Here is a 22,590-nt window from a genome sequence, read left to right on the forward strand (position 1 = left end):
TGTCTTTGTAATCAGTACTTTATGTCACTATTTCTGAAAAAATGACAGAATATCTGAAAAAATTTCACACTTGCTTACATGGTATTTTTTTTGTAATTTTTGATGTACAGCTGGCCAGCTGATGTGTTTTTTAATGATTGTTAAACTTAATTAAAATGATTGCTATGAATAATCTAATAAGAAGAAACGGAAACAGCAACTTGGGCTTTTCAAGTGTCTTTGATGATTTTTTTGGTCGTGAACTTTTTAACTGGGGCAATAACAATTACTCATCTACCAGCACAACCGTACCATCAGTAAATATAAAGGAGAATGGAGATGCTTACGAGGTTCAGGTAGCGGCACCAGGGATGAATAAAAATGATTTTCAGATCAGGCTGGATGGTAACCTGCTTACCATTTCATCAACGAAGGAAGATCATAAAGAGACGAAAGATGACAATTTCACACGAAGAGAGTTCAGTTACCAATCCTTCCAGAGAAGTTTTGAGCTTCCGAAAGATGTGGTGGATCAGGATAACATTAATGCTAAATATGAAAATGGCCTTTTAATGTTAACCATTCCTAAAAAAGAAGATGCGAAGCAGAAACCTCCGAGAATGATTGAAATATCATAGAAATAATACAGAATTGGCTACCAAAAGGTAGCCAATTTTTTTATTTTGGAGCCAAAGATATGATTCATTAGTCTTAAATGCAGATTAACGTAAAATCTTTGGATTATTTGTTTCCAGAATTTGTAATTGTTGTACTTTATCTGGTGACTGTCGTAATGCAGAAAATCTATTCTATCCAGAAATTCCCTACAGAATACGTTTTGGCTTTCCCGGCCACAATTACTCTTTCATTTTTGTTTTCACAATAGAGCTGGCCGCCTCTTTCAGATATCTGGCGGGCAAAAAGCTGATCTTTTCCTAACCTTGATGCCCAGAAGGGGATGAGTGAGCAGTGGGCAGAACCCGTAACTGGGTCTTCAAGAATAGAGGATTGAGGGGTAAAATATCTTGAGACAAAATCACAGTCAGTACCTGCTGCCGTTACGATCACACCGCCAGGATCCAGATTGATTAGATCAAAAACAGATCGCTCAATGTTGATATTTTTTACCTCTTCTTCAGAATGATAAACCAGAACATAATCTCTGGCTTTGAACACCTCTTTAGGCTGTATATTGAGCGATCGGGAGAGGGTGTCCGGCAGAGACGACGCTTCGGGCATTCTTGACGGAAAATCCATATAATATGTTCCCTCTTTGACATCAACGTCTAATTCACCACTTTTGGTCTCAAAAATGATTCTGTTACGCTGATAATTTAAGATGGAAACTAAGCAGTGAGCGGTTGCCAGGGTAGCATGGCCGCATAAATCCATCTCTATTTCAGGGGTAAACCATCTCAGGTGAACCGTATTGCCATGGTCAATAAAAAAAGCGGTTTCTGCTACCGCATTTTCGCGGGCTATTTTTAAGAGGATTTCATCGGGTAACCAATTTTTTAATGGAACAACACACGCCGGATTTCCATGGAAGATAGATTCTGTAAAAGCATCTATCTGGTATAACTCTAACTTCATAGGTTGCAAAATTTGTAAAGTATAAAGATAACCCATTTCCCGGACTAAAATTCTGGATGTCCGCAAAATATTATTTCAAATTCTTCTTTATTTAAATATATTTGAATCTAAAATCTAAGCGCATCGTTTATATCATGCAGCCATTATTATTCTTTTCAACCGGATACTTTATTTATCTTGGACGTGCTGTTGATACCGTAGTTCATGAGCATCATGCGGTACAGATTGCCATAAGTCTCGAGAATGAAATAGAAATAATATCCTCCGGTTCTGTGATGAAGCATAGAGCCGTTATCATTAGTTCTGATGAACCCCATGAATGCAGAACCCACAACCATGCTTTTCTGTTAATCAACATTGATCCTGAAAGTAAAATTGGCACTGGCATCAAGGAAACTTATTTGACAGCCGATCAAATTACAGCATTACCGGAGTCAATAGTTGAAGAATTCTTAGGAAATATAAAACCGCTGCTGATCAATACGATTTCCGCTGATGCCATTTTTGATGCAATACTTCAGTTTCTGAAGAAATTATCAGAGACAGATGAACATAAGAATATGGATGACAGGATCATTAAAGTTCTGAAGGTTCTAAAGCAGCCGGGAAATGCACCTCTGAAAATTCAAAATCTATCGTCTTTAGTTCATCTTTCTCCGGGCAGACTTGTTCATCTGTTTACAGAACAGGTGGGGATTCCCGTGAGAAAGTATATTCTTTGGACAAGGCTTTTAACAGCATTGCAGTGTATATTTAACGGTTGTACTATTACAAAAGCAGCTCTGGAAGCAGGTTTTTCTGATGCACCTCATTTTAACCGGACTTTTAAGCGGATGTTTGGGCAGTCCCCCTCACTTTTGCTGCAGAATAGCCAAATCATACAAGCCTACGTAAAATAAGTTCAGCATATTTGTATGATCCAAATTTGATATTATGTATGCCATTAACCATGCTGCAACTGCTTTACTGATCAAAAAAAATAATCCGAAGCTTCCATTATTTCCCCTTCTGGTCTCGGTACAGCTTGTAGAAGTATTATGGGTGTTTTTCAATTATATGGGCTGGGAGTATTTTTCAATCTCTGATGGGAAGGTACATCTTGATTTTCTTCCTTATTCCCATTCCATTTTTTCAGGCGTAGCGGCTGCAATACTTTCGTTTTGTATAATCAGCTGGGGATATAAAAATAAGAAACTCGCCATCGCTTTTGCTGTAGGTGTGGTATCTCATGTGATGATAGATGTAATTTTCCATGAAAAAGATGTGCAGCTGTCACCATTTTCATCTACACCCGTTTGGGGACTTGGAATTATTGACCGCCCCATTCTGAATTTTATCCTTGAGTTTGCTTACGGCGTATTTTGCTGGTGGTATTTTAAAGGAAATAGGGCTTTGCTTTGGGTTATCATTATATTCAATATACTGGATTTACCTATGATGCTGGCGCATGATGATGCACTGACTCCTTTTATACACTACCCATTTCTTTTGCCATCGGTAATTCTATTTCAGATCTTTATAACCTGGTATTTTGTTTATCGGTATGCCCATTCCAAAAAAAATATAAGCAGTTCTGCTAGTGAGGCAATTTAATTACAGGCAAAAAAAATATTCTTTTTAAAATCAATATAATAGAAAAAGCATCACTCTTTTTGCAATGCTTTTCTCTTTAGAGATCTCATATTATTTTAATACCATTTCTTTTTTAATAATAAACTTGCTTTAACTAAAAGTATTAACACCGGAACCTCTACCAAAGGGCCAATCACCCCTACAAAAGCCTGTGGAGAATGAATACCAAAGACTGAGATCGCCACCGCAATAGCCAGTTCAAAATTATTTCCGGTAGCGGTAAAAGCTATGGAAGCATTTTTGTCATACGGAATTTTTAATGCCCTGTTGATGACAAAGCTTATAAAAAACATCAGAATAAAGTAGATGATCAGCGGAACGGCTACCTTTACGACATCCATGGGTAATTCCAGTATTTTGGAACCTTTTAAGCTGAACATCAGTACGATGGTAAACAGTAAGGCATATAACGTGACAGGAGATATCTGAGGCAGAAATTTTCTGTTATACCATTCGGCACCTTTTGATTTTACGAGGAAATAACGGCTAAGAAAACCTGCCAGAAAAGGAATTCCAAGATAAATCAGTACACTTTCTGTGATGTCCCTCATGGAAACATTTACATTGTAGCTGGCCAAACCCAGTTGATCAGGCAGCACATTGATGAATAGCCAAACCAGGAAGCTGTACATAAATACCTGAAAGATACTGTTTAAAGCTACCAGCAAAGCGGCATATTCTCTGTTTCCTTTTGCAAGGTCATTCCACACAATAACCATAGCAATACATCTCGCCAGTCCGATAAGGATTAAACCGGCCATATAATCGGGTTCGTGCCGTAAAAAAATGATTGCAAGCGCAAACATCAGTACCGGGCCAATGATCCAGTTAAGAAATAGAGAAATGCCGATTGCTTTTTTATCTTTAAATAGTAACGGGAGAAGAGAATAATCAACCTTTGCCAGCGGCGGATACATCATCAGTATAAGCCCTATTGCCAAAGGTATATTCGTTGTTCCAATAGACTGTTCATTAATAATCACCGGAATGGCCGGGAAAAAATGACCCAGAGCAATCCCTGCTCCCATGGCAAGAAAAATCCAAAGGGTAAGGTAACGGTCAAGAAATTTTAATCTGGGCTGCATGATTATTTTTTGATATGAGAAAAAATATAGAACATTTCTTCAGCAATTTGTAAGCTTCGTTCCCGATACACAGCTGCCTGCTCAGGAGTATTGTCTGAAATCTTTGGATCATCAAACGTTATAGGAATTCTTTTTTCCGCACCTGGAATAAACGGGCATCCGCCATCCGCCTGAGAACAGGTCATAATTGCTGCAAATTCTGAATCAGGATTAAAAGGACTGTCGTATTTTTTTGAAAAGCCGATAACGGGTAGGCTGTTGTCATCATACCGTATGGCATACACGGGATTAGCTGTATCAGCAATGCTGAAAACTTTAAAACCTTGATCTGCCAGCGTTTCTGCGACTTTAGGAAATAAAGCCGTTGTTTCTGTTCCGCCAGAATAGCAGTAAACTCCGGCAATTGAAAAATAGGAAGCAGCCGCCTGTGCCCAAATCTGTGCCAGATGGCTGCGGCGGGAATTGTGAGTGCAGATAAAATTCAGATTGATTGCTTTATGATCATCTGTTTTTTTCTGGATAAAACTGATCAGAGGCTTCAAAATCTCTTTTCTGTCGGCATCTATAGTATCCCATTGCAGGGACTGAACTGTATTGAATAATTCCTGATACATAATTGTTTAGTATTAATTAGCAGCATCCTGAGCCCGGAGTGCATCCTGAAGTTGAGTTTACAGATAATTCAGACAGGTTTTTCTTTTGTTTTTCAGAAGAAATACCGCATGCTTCCTGAGCTAGGCAGGCTGTTGTTTTGTTTTTCAGGACAAAATTCTGCCCGTTAAAATCCAGGTCATATTTGCCAATAGTTTCACTCTGATATTCCACTTCAATTTCTGAATCTTCTATTCCCAGTTTCTCTTCCGAAAGCTGAATGATATGCAGAAGTTTTCCCGGTTTCAGGCGATGTTCATAATCATCGGCATTCCAAAGCTGGAAATTGGTCACTTTCTCATTTCGGAGCACACCGCCGCAATCAATGAAGTTTTTTACGATCTGTCCCACTTCCGTTACATGGAAATGCTCAGGAACGAAAGAACCGTTTTCTAATTGAAACTCTACATTGTCCAGTGTAAGCAGAATTTCTTTGATTTCTGATAGTTTCATAGCAGATTAAAATTTAATAAGTAATTATTTTATTTATGTTATATTGCAATATTACGATGATTTTGGTCAAAAAAAATGCCTTAGCAGCATTGTTTTATTGTTACATCCTGATTGAAAAACAGGTTGAACTCATTTTGAAATTGCTTCCAGGTACTTTCGTTAATGCAGTAGCATACAGATTTTCCTTCAATAGAACCTTTGATGATGTCAATATTCTTCAGCTCTTTTAAATGCTGGGAGATGGTAGCCTGGGCCAGCCCGAGTTCTTCAACCAGATCATTACATATACACGCTTTCTGATTAATGATATATTGTAAAATGGCTATTCTTGCCGGATGCCCCAAAACCTTAAGCAGAGAAGCCAGCTTGTTTTGTTCTTCCGTATAGATTTCTGTTTTTGTAACTCCCATTGCTTAATTTTATATTGCAATATTACGATGATAAATTGATTAGACAATAAAAAAATCAATAAATTTCAGTGTATTATATTTAAAGTGTTGATTTTTAATAGTTCAAATTTATTTCTGCTATTTTTATACTATTATGGAAGGAGTTGAAATTAAAAAGATGAAGCATTTTTCGCTTCATCTTTTCGTGTATTGTTATGGTAAACTGATCTTTTTACCTTGTTCAGGGAAGACAAAATTTACTTTGAGAGGATTGTTTTTCAGTAATTCCTTTTTAATCAATTCGGGATTATCACCTGTGGGTTTTCTGTGGGTAACCACAATGTTAAGTCCCGCAAGACTGTTTTGCCCGGTTTTTTCTTTCAGCTTACTCAGCTCCTCAATCAGCAGGTTAGGGGTAAGGTGTCCGAACAGCAAATGTTCAGGCTGGCTGTTGGGGAAAGAAACTTCAATTAATATCGTATTTAGCTGTCTTTTTTTAACAAGTGGAGCGATTGTGTTCCAAAGGTGATCAAGACGGTCAGATTTTTCAATGCGGTCTGCACCGGTATCTCCCAGATAAAGCAGATAGTGATCTTCTCTTCTTACCAGTGCAGCACTGCTTTTATAGGGATTGACGTGGCTCAGTTCATATCCGGTTATAAAGAATGGAGTTTTAGGTGCGGGAATTTCCGTTCCTTCCTGAAGTTCATTATAATGGTATTTTCCGAGGATAGGCTTTTGTCCCTGATCTGCAAAATTGATCCATGTATCTGTGATAAAATAATGATTCTGCAAAATCTGAATTACGGGAGCAATAGCAAAAATATCTTTCTTGGAATCTGCCGGAGAATTGATGATAAGCCCGGATAAATGATCCAGGTGGCCATGTGATACAAAATATCCTTTTATCTGATCCTTCAGAACTGTTTCTGCTGATCCCTGGAGGCTTTTCATTTCAATTGCTTTCCGGATTCCTGTATTTACAGTACCTGCATCAAGACATAGAAAGGCATTGTCCTTTGGAGCGCCTACCAGATAGGCAGACAAATTGTCTTCCTGCTCACCACCATATATTCCCAAGGGAATAACATCAAAATTTTGTGCTTTACAAACAATATTGAGAAGAACGAATAAAGAAAGTGCTGTTTTTTTCATAATACTTACAATAGAAAACCATCTCTTACAAAGATGGACAGAGCAAATTTACGCTATTTTTTTCCGACCGGCATTGTCTATATCAGTAAAGCCTGCTGGAAATAAGCAGGCTTTCTTTTTAAAATTATTTACTGAGGCTGTTGTTGGGTTACACAATGTACCATACCGCCATTGGCAAACAGATTGCGGCAGTCAATTCCGACCACTTGTTTACCAGGGTAGAGCTGCTGAATGATGTTATTGGCAACCACATCGTTCGGGTCATTGTAATTCGGAACCAATACACGGTTGTTGGCAATATAGTAATTGATATAAGAAGCACGGCCCACATTTTTCCCGTAAGTGGTGATCACATCATTTCTTGTTAGGGGTACTTTTACAAACTGATAAGCTGCTCCGCTTTTGGTGGTGGCATCATATAATTTATCAATATCATTATCAGGAACTTGCCAGTAAGCCAAATCATCAGGACTCATAGTAATAATAGTAGAAGGGTTGGCAAACCTTGCAAAACCGTCAATATGCATGTCTGTAATATCAAGACCAGCCTTCCCATTCAGCCAGATAAATTTCGTTACCCCTAAATTTTTCGTAAATATCGCTTCTGCTTCCTGCTGAGTCATTCCCGGGTTTCTGTTGTTGTTAAGAATGGAACTTTTGCAGGCCATTAATACTCCGTTTCCATCAATTTCCACACTTCCGCCTTCATTAATCATCACTGAATTGAGATTGATCTTCGGAATATTAGTGTCAGCTGCTATTTTGGAAGGAATCGCATTACATTGGCTGTAACCGGCCTTATTTCCCCAGCCGTTAAATCCCCAATCCTGAATGAATAACTGGCCATTCTGATCTTTCACATAGATCGGCCCGTTATCTCTTACCCAGAAATCATCGGTCGGGTACATTTTAAAATTGATATGGGTTAGGGGAACTCCGGCACTGTTTAAAAGCGCTGTAATACGGTCTTTTTCGGTTTCATCATAAGCAATAATGTGAACTTTTTCACTTTGTACAAGTTCTTTGGTCATTGCTACCCAGGTTGCATCCAGACGGTTACGGTAAGTGGTTCCGTACTGATACTGATGGGGCCATTGCAGCCAGGTTCCTTCGTGTTTTGCAGATTCTTCCGGCATCTTGTAAACAGCAGTCCCGGGATTTGTGGTTTCCGGAGGTTCCGGTACATCTGTCTGTGAACATGAAAGTACAAGAGCAGGAAATAAAAGGGACATGATTTTCTTTTTTTGCATAACTGATTTATTTTAACAAGGCAAAAGTAGATCCGCAGAAAATTTTAAAGTTGTCCCAAATTGCCAACTTACCTCAATGGCACTAAAATATACGTCAGCTGTTCTTTCTCGCCATCTTCATGTGCTGCGTACCTTTCATACTTTTCTATAATAGGAGTGTGCGAAAATTCAAGATCTGAATTCAAGATCCAGCGCGAATAGATTTTGGTATAGGTTTCATCTATTGTTTGATAACTTCCCGTATGGATAAAGCGGGCATACCTGCCTCCGAGTATTGTTTTTGAAGGGAGCTTTTTGAGGGCAGAAGGTTCCGAAGCACATGCATCATACCTGCAGTTGATTTCCGTTCTGATTAAGGGTTCATCTGCTATAACGCCGTAATATTCTGTTCCGGGCTCCGGAAATTCATTTTTCATGAATTTTTCCCAGAGTACTTCAATTTCTTCGTTGTTATAATAGGTTTTAACACTTTGGTAGTACACCTGCAATGGTTTAAGATAGATGATCTCAGGTTCCAGCAGTATATCAGATGTTACAGGAATAATCATCTCTTCGCAGAGAAGTTTTTCCTTACTTAATTTTGCTGCTTTAGGAGAAATCCCGAAATGCTGTTTAAATGCTTTTGAAAAGGAAGCAATATTGGCAAAACCTACTTCAATGGCAATGGAGGTGAGACTTTCATGGGTGTAAAGAATCCTTTTATAGGCATTTTCTACCTTTAATCTTTGCTGAAAAGCACCTATTGTTTCTCCACAGCTGTACTTAAAGATACGTTGAATATTTCGGTAAGAATAATGGGAAATATCTTCCAGTTCTTTTACGGAAACAGGCTGGTCATAATTCTTTTCTATGAAACTTATAACTCTGTAAATACAATTCAGGTGGTCTTCCATACCTTTTGAAATTTTCCGAAATAATTAGCACAGAATAAAATTACAAATAAAAGAAATAAAAAGGTGTTTCTGGATTATCCTTGTGATGTTTTTAAACTTTTAAAAGATGAAAATACTGTTTCAAAAAACACAAAACCTTCAGAGCTTATCTGAAGGTTTGTTATTGAATAGGTCGGAATTCGATTAATTACGCAAGAACTGGCCAATACCGGGCGAATCAAAAGTAAAAGCATTCTGATTTTCAGACTTGTCGATTTTATTGCTTATGGTTAAGGCCCATAGCACAAGTTCTTTACAGAAGTTCTGATCTTCTTTACTCAAATCTGAAGCATTTTCCGCAACAACGGTTTCTAAAGGTTCTATCTTATCCAGTTTAGCGTAAAATTCTTCATCCGTATCATTGTAATTCAGCTCCAGATGATTTTTATTGAACCATCTGATCAGGTCTGTATACGGTGTTTTGATTCCTTCTTTTTCCAGTTTGGAAATGCGTGGGAATATACTTTCAAATTGCGTCATTACCGCCTTGTCAATTAAGATTTTAGCGACATAATCTGCGCCTTCCTGCTCGCCTTCATACACCAGTTCAATTTTTCCTGTGATGGATGGAATGATGGACATAAAATCCAGCAGACGGACCGTTGTCTTTTGTTCACCGGATTCAATCAAACGCAATTTGGCGGCTGCCACTAAATTCTCCATCGCGCTGATGGTAAGACGGGCACTCACTCCGCTTTTCGCATCTACATATTCACTGATACGTGCTGCAAAAGCGACTTCTTCCAGCAGGTTTTTTGCCAGATCAGGAATCTGTATCTGTGCTTTATCTTCAGGAGAAATCAATGCTTCCTGCTCGGTTATCTGTCTGGCAAGAGCTATAGTTTTCGGATAATGGGTGAAAATCTGTGACCCGATTCTATCTTTCAGAGGGGTTACAATACTTCCTCTGTTGGTATAGTCTTCCGGATTGGCTGTGAATACGAACTGAATATCCAGCGGCATTCTCAGCTGGAATCCACGGATCTGAATATCTCCTTCCTGCAGAATATTAAACAGGGAAACCTGAATTCTTGCCTGCAGATCGGGCAATTCATTCAAAACAAAAATAGAACGGTTGGCACGCGGAATCATTCCGTAATGTAAAACACGCTCATCAGAATACGGCAGCTTTAAGGTAGCAGCTTTGATAGGGTCTATATCTCCGATCAGATCAGCTACGTTTACATCCGGAGTTGCTAATTTTTCATAGAAACGGTGAGAGCGGTGTACCCATGAAATAGGGGTATCATCTCCTAATTCTTCAATAAGATCCTTGGCAAATTTTGAGATAGGCTGAAATGGACTGTCATTAATCTCTGAACCTTTTACGATAGGCATATATTCGTCAAGAAGATTAACCATACTTCTTGCAATTCTTGTTTTGGCCTGACCGCGCAATCCCAGCAGATTGATGTGGTGACCGGCAAGAATTGCTTTTTTTAACTGGGGAACAACAGTATCTTCGTAGCCCCAAAGTCCTTCGAAAACAGGCTCTTTAGCTTTAATCCTCGCAATGAGGTTCGCTTGGATTTCCTCATTAATCGTTTTATGGGTGTAACCGGAGTCTTTTAATTCTTTGAATGTAATATCGTTTTTCATTTTCTTGTATTACTAATTAGGTAAGATTTCAGTTTAAGGCTGAAAATCTGGTCATTATATTCTTCTTATTCTGTTTTTCTCGTAATCTTCAAAAATCATCTGCCCTAAGCCTGAAAGTCCGGTCAGGAAAGCTTTTCCTTTGTTTTGAGCCGTAAATTCTTCTACAAACTGACGCAGGTACGGATCTTGTGCAATCATAAAAGTAGTGATTGGGATTTTCAGTTTTCTGGCCTGTGCAGCTCTGTTGAGGCATTGGTTCACAATTTTTTCATCCAGTCCGAAGCTGTTCATATAGAATTCCCCGCTCGGCAGCTGAATACAGCTTGGTTTTCCATCTGTAATCATGAAAATCTGCTTGTTGGTATTTCTTTTTCTGCGGAGAATATCCATGGCCAGCTCAAGTCCTGCCACAGTATTGGTATGATAAGGGCCTACCTTGAGATAGGGAAGGTCTTTGATTTTGATGGGCCAGGCTTCATTTCCAAACACAATGATATCTATGGAATCTTTGGGGTATTTCCGTTTAATCATTTCCACAAGGGCCATTGCCACTTTTTTAGCCGGGGTAATACGGTCTTCACCGTACAGGATCATAGAGTGGCTGATGTCGATCATCAGCACGGTGCTCATCTGTGCCTTATGCTTGGTTTCCTCTACAATAAGATCTTCTTCAGTTAATCGCAGATCTGAGATTCCGTTGTTAATCTGTGCATTCTTCAAGCTTTCCGTCATGTTTACGGCTGCCAGATCATCTCCATACTGGAAAGAACGGTTTTCACCATCGCGTTCATCACCGATTCCTGTTTTGTTGGTGCGGTGATTTCCTGCTCCGTTTTTTTTCAGTTTCCCAAATATCTGATCCAGAGCATACTCACGAAGTGCTGCTTCCAGTTTGGGTGTTAAAATATTTTTTCCTTTTCCGCTTCCTGTATTGCCTTCTTCAGGATCTTCCTCTTTGATATAACCTCTCTTTTTCAAATCTTCTTCAAAATCCTGAAGTGTATATTCATCACTGAAGATATCATATTCCTTGTCCAGCATATCAAGCCACTCGAAGGCTTCCTCAAGATCTCCTGAGGTGTGCGTAAACAAGTCTTTGAAAACATCAAAGACCCGGTCAAAATGAGATATTTCTTCCGGCACATGCTTACTGAATACAAAACCTCTATGAGGGTTAAAATTTTTATCTTTCATAAGATGTTAAGCTGTTTTGCTATTCCTTTTTCAAACTGAAAAGTTAGGAAAATATCATTTTAAGATTCCCTTAGAAAAATAGAAAATACTAATGATGGTTATATAGTAATAGAATAATTGTTTTCTAAATTTCATCTTACCCGCTTTAAAAACAAAGACTCCCCGTAATCTTACGGAGAGTCTTCTAAAATATTAAAATTTGTTTTGAATGTTTACGTTTTACATTTAACCCCGGTTATTTGATACGCTTTACGGAGAACAACGATATTGGCAACGGCAGATTATTGGTATTATCAGTGGCTTCAGTACCTCTCATGGTAAGGGTTCCAGATGCTCCCTGATTTCGTACTGCTGCAAATTGATAAGTTACACCGGGAACCAGGTGAGCCGCTCTTTCACTGGATAAATTAATCAAATCACCTGCCTGTAATGATGGTAAGGTCTGAAGAGAGTAGGTAACCCAGTTACTGGTTACAGCATCTACAATACCAAAACGAAGGTTTCCGGTGGATACTCCCGCTGTACTTTGTACAGAAAAATTCATAGATATGATATAGATACCGTCAGTTTGAACTGTAAAGGTGTTGGTGGTGGCAAGACCTGTAAAAGTATTTTTATTATCAATGATTTCCGACGTCAAGTATTGAAGGGCAAAAGGAATATTAAGTCCATTGGTAGCTGTAAATAAAGGGATATCTTTAGATAAAGAAACCGTAATTTCATCCGCTACTGAGGGTTGTCCGTTCAACACCAGTACGGTTCCGGTATCGGTAGGTAAATAATTTCCTGCCGGACTTGTATTCCAGGTAGGAGCTGCTCCCGGACCATTAGAAGTAAGAACCTGACCTGCCGTACCTGCGGTGCCTGCTGTAGAAGCGTTTCCTCCAACGTTAAGTTCATTGACTACCTGTAAAGATCCGTTTACGTGTAATGTTTTTTGCGGGGTGGAAGTTTGAATTCCGACCTGGGCGTACGTAAGTGTGTACCCCAATAATGCTAAGGGAAGAATTAATTTTTTCATCAGTTTAGTGTCTTTTAAAATTATTCAAATTTCATATTATGACCGAGGGGCCATCTGTGTTATTCGATAATTAAATTTACAGATGCAATTTTAAGAACAAAAAAGATTAATTCTCAGATTTTACCTACATCAAAAATACAACTTTATTACAGCACTGTTTATTATTCATGCTGTTGTGAAATACATCACTTCTACAGCATACATACATCATTTATGATGTGGTCAATTTATATTTGTTTGTTTTTTAGCTGATTATAGTTGTGCGGGTAATTATATTTAATTTGTATCAATTGTTAAAGAATAATGGTAAGCGTTCATGGAATTGCATGATTTTTGAGCCTAAGCGATATCGGTCTCCGGAACAATGCCGGAACATCATTTAGTATAGTAACTGTTATGGCAAAAATAAATAAAAACCTGTGCAATTTTTTAAGGGATACTTCTGGTGTTGCGTGGAGTGCGTGTCTCCAATGGTCGCTTATGGTTACGCAGTATTCTTTTTTGAGTAATTGTTTACTATTTGTACTAAAACAGAGAGAAAAAGAATATTTTGCTGAACCTCAACTTTTTGCAATTGATCTAATAAAATGAGTTTACGCAAAGAAAACTGAGGGATAACAAAGCGTTTTAATATAAAATAAAATTAATATTTATGGGATTTATCAAATATTCATTATTACAAGAAGACAAAAATTACTTTAACTTTGCCAAATGAATGATATACAGCTATTGCAGAATTACTGAAAATAATGGTATATTGTTGAAAATTAATATCAAATAGACCTATGATGTCTGAGAATTAATTTAACTGATAAACAGATATGAAAAAGAAATTCTTAAATTTCAAATTGAGAAAAGTTGTTCATTATTCAATGATCCTTTGTATTTTGTTAATACAAGTAATCATTGCCATATTTTTTTATAACGAATTTGTTAATGGAAAGAAGCTGAAATTTATTAAAGATCAGCTGGAAGAAAGCCGGGCATTGGGAGGGTTAACGGATAATTCGCGGAAAGATTTTAGGGCCGCACAGGATTATTTGCAAAAATATATGGCTACTCAGAATAATGATGATCTGCAGCTTTATTTTCAGTCGCTGAGAAAACTTAAAATCAATTTTGATAAGATTGGAGAATATGAAAACACAAGCCCAAAACTGAAAAAAAGTCTGGACGCTTACCGCCAGGATGCCAACAAGCCCGTAAAACTTGAAACACTGATCGATTCTGTCTACAAGAATTCCCTCAATCCGCCTTCTAATATTGAAAATGAGCCATTTGAACCTGCAAAGTATAAAAATGACTTTGAAGATTTCAAAATCCAGACCCGTACCTATGCAGATACCGTTAAGAAAAAAGGCTTCCTCGGACGTTTAAAAGATGCCGTAACAGGTAAAGTGGATGTTCAGAAGGAAAGTACGGTGATTACGATGACCAACAACAAAACCATAGATATTTCCCAGGTAAAATCCAAAATGGACAACACCATACGATCTATGGATCAGCATTATGTGGCGGAAGTAAAGAAAATGCAGCAGCTTGCCGCTCAAAATCAAAAGAAAAATTTACAGTTTTACAGTAATTTCAGTAAGTTGCTGGTATACAGTAACAGCCTGATAGATGTTTACGAAAATGCAATAAACGACTTTAAAAAAGAACTTGAGAAGGAGTATAACGAACAGAGCTCTGCCAATAACCAAATCCGAACAAATCTGGTATTGGGGCTTATGATACTGATGTTTATTGTTTCCATTCTGATTATGTACTTTACAAGAATGGCGTTTATCTATGAACAAAAGCTGAATGCCGCCAATAAAGAAATCAAAAAGAATCTTAACTTCAAAAACAGAATTCTGGGAATGCTGAGCCATGATTTAAGATCTCCGCTGAAGATTATCAATATATTTATAGATAAGATCCACAGAACAACAAAGGATGAAACAATAAAAGATTATCTTAAATCCATAAAATTTACAAACAGTACTTTGCTGCTGCAGTCCAATCAGATTTTGGAATATACCAAGAATGAAAATGCTGAAAAGGAACTTATACAATCTAATTTTAACCTTAAAGAAGAAATCAGCTCTATTGTAAAAGTAATAACTCCTTATCTGGAAACAAGAAACAACAGATTTTTGGTAACAGACAGAATTCCGGAGAATGTAGATGTATTTTCCGATAATATCAGAATCAACCAGATTTTCATGAATATATTGGGAAATGCCAATAAGTTTACCGAAAACGGACAAATAGATCTTGTGATGAATACCGAACCGGCAGGGGAAAATAAAATCTGTCTGATTACCTCAGTAGGAGATACGGGAGTAGGGATATCAGAATCTGATCTTGGTAAAATTTTTGACCCTTACTATCAGGGTATGGTGTCTGATGAGGTGGATAATCTGGGAGCCGGGCTGGGGCTTAATCTCGTAAAAGAAATTGTAGAACTTTTTGATGGTAATATATCAGTGGAAAGTAAATTGCATAAAGGAACTAAAGTGACATTCAGAATTAATTTAAATATTAATAATAATGGAAATATCAAATCAAAATAAAGAAATTATATTTCTGCTGGCAGACGATCACAGCATTGTACGTCAGGGTATGGAAATTGTGATCAGCGATATTGTGCCTGAGGCTATAGTTTACCAGACATCAGCCTTAAATCAGGTATTGGAGCTGATAGAATCAAAACAGGTAGAAATGGTAATTATTGATGCCCATTTCCCGGATGGAAACAGTCTTCATATTCTGCCTCAGATGAGAAGTATCAATCCCGATATTAAGATTTTAGTCTTCACAGGGTTAGAAGAGGATCTGCATGGCCTTAAATTTGTGAAGGCAGGTGCTAATGGCTACCTGAGTAAACTGAGCGAAGAGGAAGAGGTAAAGAGTGCTATAACAACTTTTATAGAGAAGGGAGAATATTTTTCTGAACATCTGAGAAACCTGATGGTACAGTTGGTTCATAATCCTAACCTGATAAGTCCTCTTATGAGTTTAACCAAGAGAGAAATGGAAATAGCAGAGCTATATGCCGATGGGTACGGAAATCTTGAAATCTCTAATGAGCTGAATATCAAACAGAATACAGTAAGCACCATCAAAAAAAATATCTTTGAAAAACTGAAGATAGAAAACATGGTAGAGCTTATAGAACTTGTCAAAACACACCATAAACTATAGAGAAATCTTAACAGGATTGTACACTTCTTATCATCAAAATATCGTTTATAGATAAATGTCGATACGGCAATCGAGATGTATCGATAGGTTTTATAGAAGATTTTATTCCGTAATGTTGTTCCTTTGTACTGTGAAATTTAAGTAATGAAAAAGCCAATGAGAAATAATGGTTTTGATTTTAAAAGTTTCACGAAAAACACAAAGGATTATAGCTGTCCGCAGATAGTTATAAGAATGCAAATGATGGAAAAAAGCAATTGATGAAAAATTAGAAGTGTATGAATAACCCTGTAAACAAGACTTCTTAAAAACCAAATGAAAAAAACACAAACACATATAGTGAGGTTCAGTTGATAGGTTACGAGTACAACAAAAAGGAGGCAGTCTGCCTCCTTCTTTGTTTTTTATCATTTGATAAACAGATACCGTGATCTATATCTTAGATTTGCAACAAAAAAATATGTCAGGAGAAAAAGATTTAAGCATTTTGCTTCAGAATATGGAACCGGTACTGAATGCCGGTGAATATGTTTTTTGCACCGTTGAAAAACTAAATGAGGTTCCGGATATAGAAAACATCCTTTTTTTCTTTCGAGAAGCTGAAGCCGTTACCATTGTTTTAGAAAAAAGTATGGCAGATAGCTGGTCTTTAGAGTACAGCTATATTTCATCTTGGATCACTTTGAATATTCACTCATCTCTCGAAGCCGTAGGACTTACTGCTGCTTTCGCCAATGTGCTTAAAAAAGAAAACATCAGCTGTAATGTAGTGGCGGCTTACTTTCACGATCATATTTTTATAGCGAAAAAAGATGCTGAAAAGGCAATGGAAGCTCTTTATACTTTAAAAAGTAATTAATGTAAGCTAATACCTTAAGTTTAATTTTTAACTTTATGGTTACACTTAACCTACGCCTTTTTTAATTTTAAGTCATTCCATTATGAAGAATTTTTTTATTCTTTTTTTTGCCGTAGCTTTTCAGTTGTGCCTGGGGCAGTCGCTGATAGAACAAATAAAGTTTGATCATCTCGGTAATGATGACAGGACGAAAATTGAAAAAATCAACGAGTTATTATCCCAAAGTATAAAGCTGAGAGAAGAGAACTGCAACGAATATGCGATGAAATATTATGGCTGTATCTTGGAATACAGAATGATATATCTATATAATAACGAACCAATCGCTATGGATGAAGCCAAATTCAACCGAATTACTGCGATGAACTCGGATGGCACTGAAAAAACAAATAATTATATGACCAATACCAGAACTTATATTCTTAACTGGAATGATAAGAAATTTGTATCAAAGAGTGCCATTATCAGTGAAAATGGAATTTCTGTGACAGACAATTTCTATCTGGATAAGGCTGAGATCGAGAGAATGATGAAGAAAACGAAGTAGTGATGAAATAAGATACCCAAGCTGTCCTGAAATTTTTAAGGCAGGTTATCATCTCTTTTTCTTCGGTTTTTGAATTGTCTGGTTAAACCGCCGAAATGTCCTGTTCCACTTGTTTTTGAGTGTTTCGCCTGTTTTTGTATTTTATGTTTGCACCATAATCTTACAAAAATAAACGACAATGAAAACAATCAGAAAAATCTCAGCCGTTAGCTTACTATGCCTAACTCTTTTCACCGTAGTCACCATGTCCTGTACGGAAGAAAATGAGCCTCCCACGATGCAGGAGACACAAAACACAAATCATCAAAATGCCAAAACCCAATTCATAAACGTTAAAGGAGATGCTGTTGCCTATCGCATTTTAGGAAACCAGGACGGAATTCCCCTGGTTCTTCTTCCCGGGCTCGGAGGATCAATGGATGATTGGGATCCTGCTGTAACAGACGGATTGGCAAAAAAGTATAAAGTGATTATCTTCGACAATAAAGGAGTTTCTTCTTCCAAAGGAACAACCCCAAACACCATTCAGACGATGGCAGATGATGCCGCTGATTTTATCAAAGCAATGAATCTGAATAAAGTGAATATCATGGGATTTTCTATGGGTGGTTTTATCGCACAGAGAATAGTACTTACCCATCCTTCACTGATTAATAAGGTTATCTTGACAGGTACCGGCCCGAAGGGAGCTATCGGATTAGCTAATCTGCCTGATATTATTGCCGGAACAGCAGGATTGAGTCCGGAGGCTTCCTTTTTGAAATTCGGATTTACAGAATCTGCCCCAAGTACTGCAGAAGGAAAGGCATCTTATGCCAGAATTCAGCTTCGTACGGCAGAAAGAGATCTTCCTTTGAGTGATGCGGCTTCCAATTCGCAATTTACTGCTGTTCTGAGCTGGGCCCAGCCCAATGCTGATGCGCTTACGGAAATTAAACAAATTAAAAATCCGGTATTGATTGTTCATGGAGAGAATGACCTTCCTGTGTCTGTTCAGAATGCCAAGAATATGGCACAGCATTTAGACCATGCAGAACTGGTGATTTTCCCGGATTCAGGGCATGCTTCCTTTTATCAGTACCATGATGTTTTTGTAGCAAAAGCCATTGAATTCCTTGGTAAATAATTTGAAAGTTATATCAACCCTGTTCATACAGAAACCCGCTGAAAACTGCAGCGGGTTTTTGTGCTGATGAATGAGGATGCCTAACTGAATTTCTGTACAGCTTCTGCACTCACAGGCGTAAAAAAGTTAATCATATGACCATCCGGATCAGAAAACAAAAGTGATCTGTTTCCCCATGGCATTGTTGTAGGTTCCTGGATGATATGAACTCCGGTATTTTTAATTCTCTCATATTCTGTGTCTACATCTTTAACCATGAATTCGATAATTGTGGATTTTGTTCCTGTAAAGTCTGTAAGACCTTCTGAAAATAGCTGCATCGTTCTTACACTTCCTATGGCAATGGTAATAGAATCTGTGGAGAGTTCTGCAAAATCTTCGGTGTACCATTGGGTATTTAATCCAATAGCTTGTTCGTAAAACGCTACTGCCGCTTTGATGTCTTTGCTGATAATTCTTAATGAGGTAAATTTCATGCTGTTTTATTTGAATGATAATACAGCAAAAGTAGGGCAGTGTTATGACAACAAGCTGTCAGCAGGGACGATAATGTTTAAATAAAAAATCCGGCATAAACCGGGATTTTTTTATGGAGTGGTTGTCTGTTGAATAACAAAAGTTTCCGTATCAGTTGTATGGGCTGAGAAATATCCTAACGCTCCGTTGCTGATATTGCTGGGCGGATTGGCCGGCGTGGCGGTTCCCCCATTGCCTCCCGAAATCTGGATCAGTGAGCTGTAATACGTAAATACATTGTTATCTATACACTGCATTTCCACATGAATTTTATCTCCCGCTACCACTTCATGATCTCTTCCTTTATTATCATCATTAGGAAGTATAAGAGGCTGTTGGTTGGCCAAACCGTTATTTACATTGTCTGAAAAGGTATTCATGTATTTTTTGGTCAGATCATTGATCGTAAAGGTAAATAGATACCGGTTTCCCAATGGCATCGGATCAGTAAAAATCGGTAAAAGGGTATAGGTGGTTTTATCGCCAAATTTAAATGAGCTTTGCTCCAATCCGTCAAAATACACCACATCAGGCATTTTGCTCTGCGCGGTATACTGTTTTCCTTCAGCCTGTACTTTTAAGGTATAGGTTCTGCCGGGTTCTCCGGTAAACGTTGTCGTTTGATATATTCCGTTTCCTGCATATTGAAGGGTTTCGGTTTGCCCCGTATCATCACTCAGAATTACCTGAGCTCCCGTTACAGCCGGATACTGATTCGGTTCTGAAAATCCTACAGATTTTGTAATTTTTACCATATAAGGTCCTGGTTTATTGGTGACATTTCCTTCGATGACAATATTGCCGCTTTGATCATTCAGGTCAAGGTCGATTTCTTTTTCACAAGAAGTTAAGGCAAAGAGCGATAATATGATATAAAACGTATTTTTCATGATTTAGAATTTGAAATTATAAGTGATGTTGGGTACCCATCTGAACAATGAAGTCTGCATGGCACGCGTTGTTCCGGGACGGTCTGGATTATCCTCAAAATTAATGGTATATGCATTTTCTCTACCATAAAGATTATAAATACCAAACGTCCATGAGCCACGGAATCGTTTGTTGGAGCTTGGTTCATAAGTAGCGCTCAGATCCATTCTGTGGTAGGCCGGCATTCTGTCTGCATTCCTGTTGCTGTACTGGAAAATGGTCTGCCCGTTCAGCTCATATTTTCCGGTAGGGAAGGTGACTGCATTTCCCGTGCTGTAGACAAATAACCCCGAAAAACTCCATTTTGGATTTAGCTGGTAGGTGGCCACAACAGAAAGGTCATGGGTTTTGTCCATTCTGGCGTTGTACCATTCATTATTATTAATACCGTTGATCTTTCTTTCTGTTTTGGAAAGCGTATAGGAAATCCATCCTGTCAGTTTTCCGCTTTTCTTTTTGGCAATAAGCTCCAGACCGTAGGCTCTTCCTTTTCCGAATAACAGCTCACTTTCTACATCGGCTCCTGTATCAAATCCAATTTGAGCTCCATTTTTGAAGTCAATTTGGTTTTTCATGTCTTTATAATAAATCTCAGCATTCAGTTCATAATTATTATTGTTGAAATTTCTGCTGTACCCAAGACTGATCTGATCTGCAATTTCCGGTTTTACTGTATAGCTGCTTCCGATCCATTGATCCGTAGGGTTTCCACTGTTGCTGTTGCTTAAAAGGTGGAGATTTTGTGTGTTTCGGGAGTAGCCTCCTTTTACGCTGCTGACTTCATTAATACGGTAGTTGGCACTAATACGGGGCTCCAGATTGGTATACGTTTTCCCGAATTTCCCTTTCTCTAAAAAACGGCTGTCGGTAAGAACTCCATTTTCATATGTATTGAAGGTGTCTCCGCCCAGCACACTGAACATCGAAAGTCTTAACCCATAATTGATCGTCAGCTTTTCTGTGGCTTTATAATCATCGTTGATGTAAACCGCATTTTCCCAGGAATATCTCGGATTCCTCGCAAAACTGCTCACTGTGGTACCGGAAGCACTGCTTGGTGTAAGGGTATGATAAATAGACTGAAGACCAAAACGTACAGCGTGTTTGTTTCCTGCAAACCAGGTGAAATCCTGCTTGAGATTCCAGTCGCGTATTTTTGAATTTAAATCAAATACAGTATCATCATTTTTCAGACTGATTTTATAATCATAATTACTGTAGATGAAAGATGTATTGGAGAATAGCTTACTGCTGATAATGCTGTTCCATCTGAGCGTTGCCGTGGTATTTCCCCAATCTGTATTGAAAGTATCTCCCAATCCCAGAACATCTCTTCCAAAATATCCGGAAAGATAAATACGGTTGTTTTCATTGATCTGATAATTGGCTTTCAGATTCAAATCATAAAAATATAACTTGTTGTCTTTATAATCTTTATTGGTTTTCAGGAACAAATCCGCATAAGTTCTTCTTCCTGAAACAATGAATGAAGATTTTTCCTTCTGAATGGGCCCTTCCACACTCAGTCTGCTGCTGATAAGACCAATTCCTCCATTCAGGTTATAATCTTTATTGTTTCCGTCCTTCATTTTTACATCCAGTACTGAAGACAGGCGGCCACCATATTGTGCCGGGCTGTTTCCTTTAATGATGCTGGCGTCTTTCAGGGCATCACTGTTGAATGTACTGAAAAAGCCAAGAAGGTGAGACGCGTTATACACCGGAGCTTCATCCAGTAATATCAGGTTCTGGTCAGTTGCGCCACCTCTCACACTGAATCCGCTGCTTCCTTCGCCATTACTTTTAATGCCGGGCAAAAGCTGTATGGTTTTCATGACATCCTTTTCTCCGAACAAAACGGGAAGTTTTTCTATATTTTTAATGCTTAATGTTTCTGCTCCCATTTGAGCAGAAGTTAAGTTTTTATCTTTTTTAATCCCGGTGATCACCACTTCATCAATTGCTTTTTCAGCGGTTTCTGCCGGAAGTAAAGGAAGATCAAGCTTTATATTCTGATCTACCGTAATCTGCTGTTCAAAATCCTGGTATCCCGGATTGGAAATAATGATGGTATAGCTGCCTTCAGGTAATGAAAGAGAGTAAAATCCATATTCATTGGCAACTACATTAATGGCAGGATCTTCACTTACTTTTACGGATACCCCGATCAGCAGTTCTCCGTTTTTTTTGTCTTTCACGGTTCCGCTTACAGAATAGGTTTTTTGAGCCATTGCCAGAGTGCTGAAGCAGAGCGCAGCGGTGGCAGCGGTAATTTTTAAAAAGGATGTTTGCATTAGTTTATTTTAAAGTAGTAGATCTCTTTTATATGAATTAATGTTTAAGTGATACATGATTAGTTAGATGAACAGGGGATTTGTTACATGTAACAATTTAATTATGAAATAAATCCATTAAAAAAAACAGGTTTTGTGAAATGGTAAAAGCAAGAATACAACAAGACGGTTACATAAAAAATAATATTATGCATTGTAT

The 22,590-nt window shown here is 37.9% G+C and carries 22 protein-coding genes; 8 read left to right on the forward strand and 14 right to left on the reverse strand.

What is annotated here, in order from left to right; translation table 11 throughout:
• Positions 1–164: 164 nt before the first annotated feature.
• A complete protein-coding gene (locus tag BLW74_RS06580; protein WP_089692568.1) occupies positions 165–617 on the forward strand; it encodes an Hsp20/alpha crystallin family protein in 453 nt (150 codons plus the stop codon).
• Positions 618–783: 166 nt separating this feature from the next.
• Here the strand turns inward: BLW74_RS06580 and BLW74_RS06585 are convergent, their stop codons facing one another.
• A complete protein-coding gene (locus BLW74_RS06585; RefSeq protein ID WP_089690822.1) occupies positions 784–1,572 on the reverse strand; it encodes a PhzF family phenazine biosynthesis protein in 789 nt (262 codons plus the stop codon).
• 134 nt (positions 1,573–1,706) lie between these two features.
• On the opposite strand from BLW74_RS06585, the gene BLW74_RS06590 reads away from it, so the two are divergent.
• Both BLW74_RS06590 and BLW74_RS06595 read left to right on the forward strand, forming a co-directional pair.
• Positions 1,707–2,471, forward strand: a complete 765-nt coding sequence (locus BLW74_RS06590) for a helix-turn-helix transcriptional regulator (RefSeq protein WP_089690824.1) — start codon at positions 1,707–1,709, stop codon at positions 2,469–2,471.
• A 34-nt stretch (positions 2,472–2,505) separates the two neighbouring features.
• Entirely contained in the window at positions 2,506–3,165 is a 660-nt protein-coding gene (locus BLW74_RS06595; RefSeq protein WP_089690826.1) for a hypothetical protein, read from the forward strand.
• A 95-nt stretch (positions 3,166–3,260) separates the two neighbouring features.
• On the opposite strand, the gene arsB is transcribed toward BLW74_RS06595, so the two are convergent.
• The 10 genes from arsB to BLW74_RS06645 all read right to left on the reverse strand — a co-directional run bounded on the left by arsB (position 3,261) and on the right by BLW74_RS06645 (position 12,933).
• Positions 3,261–4,289, reverse strand: a complete 1,029-nt coding sequence (gene arsB / locus BLW74_RS06600) for an ACR3 family arsenite efflux transporter (RefSeq protein WP_089690827.1) — start codon at positions 4,287–4,289, stop codon at positions 3,261–3,263.
• Between the two features lie 2 nt (positions 4,290–4,291).
• A complete protein-coding gene (locus BLW74_RS06605) occupies positions 4,292–4,903 on the reverse strand; it encodes an arsenate-mycothiol transferase ArsC (RefSeq protein WP_089690829.1) in 612 nt (203 codons plus the stop codon).
• 16 nt (positions 4,904–4,919) lie between these two features.
• Positions 4,920–5,393 (reverse strand): DUF6428 family protein, encoded by a 474-nt coding sequence (locus tag BLW74_RS06610; RefSeq protein WP_089690831.1) that lies wholly within the window; start codon positions 5,391–5,393, stop codon positions 4,920–4,922.
• 80 nt (positions 5,394–5,473) lie between these two features.
• Positions 5,474–5,803, reverse strand: a complete 330-nt coding sequence (locus tag BLW74_RS06615; protein ID WP_089690833.1) for an ArsR/SmtB family transcription factor — start codon at positions 5,801–5,803, stop codon at positions 5,474–5,476.
• Between the two features lie 192 nt (positions 5,804–5,995).
• Positions 5,996–6,937, reverse strand: a complete 942-nt coding sequence (locus tag BLW74_RS06620; protein ID WP_089690835.1) for a 3',5'-cyclic-nucleotide phosphodiesterase — start codon at positions 6,935–6,937, stop codon at positions 5,996–5,998.
• A gap of 128 nt (positions 6,938–7,065) precedes the next feature.
• Positions 7,066–8,187, reverse strand: a complete 1,122-nt coding sequence (locus BLW74_RS06625) for an agmatine deiminase family protein (RefSeq protein WP_089690837.1) — start codon at positions 8,185–8,187, stop codon at positions 7,066–7,068.
• A 68-nt stretch (positions 8,188–8,255) separates the two neighbouring features.
• Complete coding sequence (locus BLW74_RS06630; RefSeq protein ID WP_089690839.1) at positions 8,256–9,080, reverse strand: AraC family transcriptional regulator; 825 nt, start codon at positions 9,078–9,080, stop codon at positions 8,256–8,258.
• Between the two features lie 183 nt (positions 9,081–9,263).
• The gene (locus BLW74_RS06635; protein ID WP_089690841.1) at positions 9,264–10,718 is read right to left on the reverse strand and encodes a sigma 54-interacting transcriptional regulator; all 1,455 of its coding nucleotides are present in this window, start codon (positions 10,716–10,718) and stop codon (positions 9,264–9,266) included.
• Positions 10,719–10,772: 54 nt separating this feature from the next.
• Positions 10,773–11,912, reverse strand: coding sequence for a vWA domain-containing protein (locus tag BLW74_RS06640; protein ID WP_089690843.1), 1,140 nt, complete (start codon positions 11,910–11,912; stop codon positions 10,773–10,775).
• Between the two features lie 235 nt (positions 11,913–12,147).
• Positions 12,148–12,933: a hypothetical protein gene (locus BLW74_RS06645; RefSeq protein ID WP_089690845.1), complete on the reverse strand. Its 786-nt coding sequence runs from the start codon at positions 12,931–12,933 to the stop codon at positions 12,148–12,150.
• Between the two features lie 821 nt (positions 12,934–13,754).
• Between BLW74_RS06645 and BLW74_RS06655 the strand changes: the two genes are divergently transcribed.
• The 5 genes from BLW74_RS06655 to BLW74_RS06675 all read left to right on the forward strand — a co-directional run bounded on the left by BLW74_RS06655 (position 13,755) and on the right by BLW74_RS06675 (position 18,651).
• Complete coding sequence (locus BLW74_RS06655; protein WP_089690849.1) at positions 13,755–15,488, forward strand: sensor histidine kinase; 1,734 nt, start codon at positions 13,755–13,757, stop codon at positions 15,486–15,488.
• Positions 15,466–16,119, forward strand: a complete 654-nt coding sequence (locus BLW74_RS06660; RefSeq protein WP_089690852.1) for a response regulator transcription factor — start codon at positions 15,466–15,468, stop codon at positions 16,117–16,119. The genes BLW74_RS06655 and BLW74_RS06660 overlap by 23 nt, the downstream gene beginning before the upstream one ends.
• 460 nt (positions 16,120–16,579) lie before the next feature.
• Positions 16,580–16,978, forward strand: coding sequence for an ACT domain-containing protein (locus BLW74_RS06665; protein WP_089690854.1), 399 nt, complete (start codon positions 16,580–16,582; stop codon positions 16,976–16,978).
• Between the two features lie 82 nt (positions 16,979–17,060).
• Positions 17,061–17,525, forward strand: a complete 465-nt coding sequence (locus tag BLW74_RS06670; protein WP_089690856.1) for a hypothetical protein — start codon at positions 17,061–17,063, stop codon at positions 17,523–17,525.
• A 178-nt stretch (positions 17,526–17,703) separates the two neighbouring features.
• The gene (locus BLW74_RS06675) at positions 17,704–18,651 is read left to right on the forward strand and encodes an alpha/beta fold hydrolase (protein ID WP_089690858.1); all 948 of its coding nucleotides are present in this window, start codon (positions 17,704–17,706) and stop codon (positions 18,649–18,651) included.
• Between the two features lie 80 nt (positions 18,652–18,731).
• Here BLW74_RS06675 and BLW74_RS06680 read toward each other — a convergent pair whose 3' ends face one another.
• The 3 genes from BLW74_RS06680 to BLW74_RS06690 all read right to left on the reverse strand — a co-directional run bounded on the left by BLW74_RS06680 (position 18,732) and on the right by BLW74_RS06690 (position 22,391).
• Entirely contained in the window at positions 18,732–19,127 is a 396-nt protein-coding gene (locus BLW74_RS06680; protein WP_089690860.1) for a VOC family protein, read from the reverse strand.
• A gap of 111 nt (positions 19,128–19,238) precedes the next feature.
• Positions 19,239–20,057, reverse strand: coding sequence for a DUF4249 domain-containing protein (locus BLW74_RS06685; protein ID WP_089690862.1), 819 nt, complete (start codon positions 20,055–20,057; stop codon positions 19,239–19,241).
• A 3-nt stretch (positions 20,058–20,060) separates the two neighbouring features.
• On the reverse strand, positions 20,061–22,391 hold the full coding sequence (locus BLW74_RS06690; RefSeq protein ID WP_089690864.1) for a TonB-dependent receptor: 2,331 nt from the start codon (positions 22,389–22,391) through the stop codon (positions 20,061–20,063).
• Between the last annotated feature and the right edge of the window lie 199 nt (positions 22,392–22,590).

The organism is Chryseobacterium culicis (assembly GCF_900108365.1).
Classification (GTDB): Bacteria; Bacteroidota; Bacteroidia; order Flavobacteriales; family Weeksellaceae; genus Chryseobacterium; species Chryseobacterium culicis.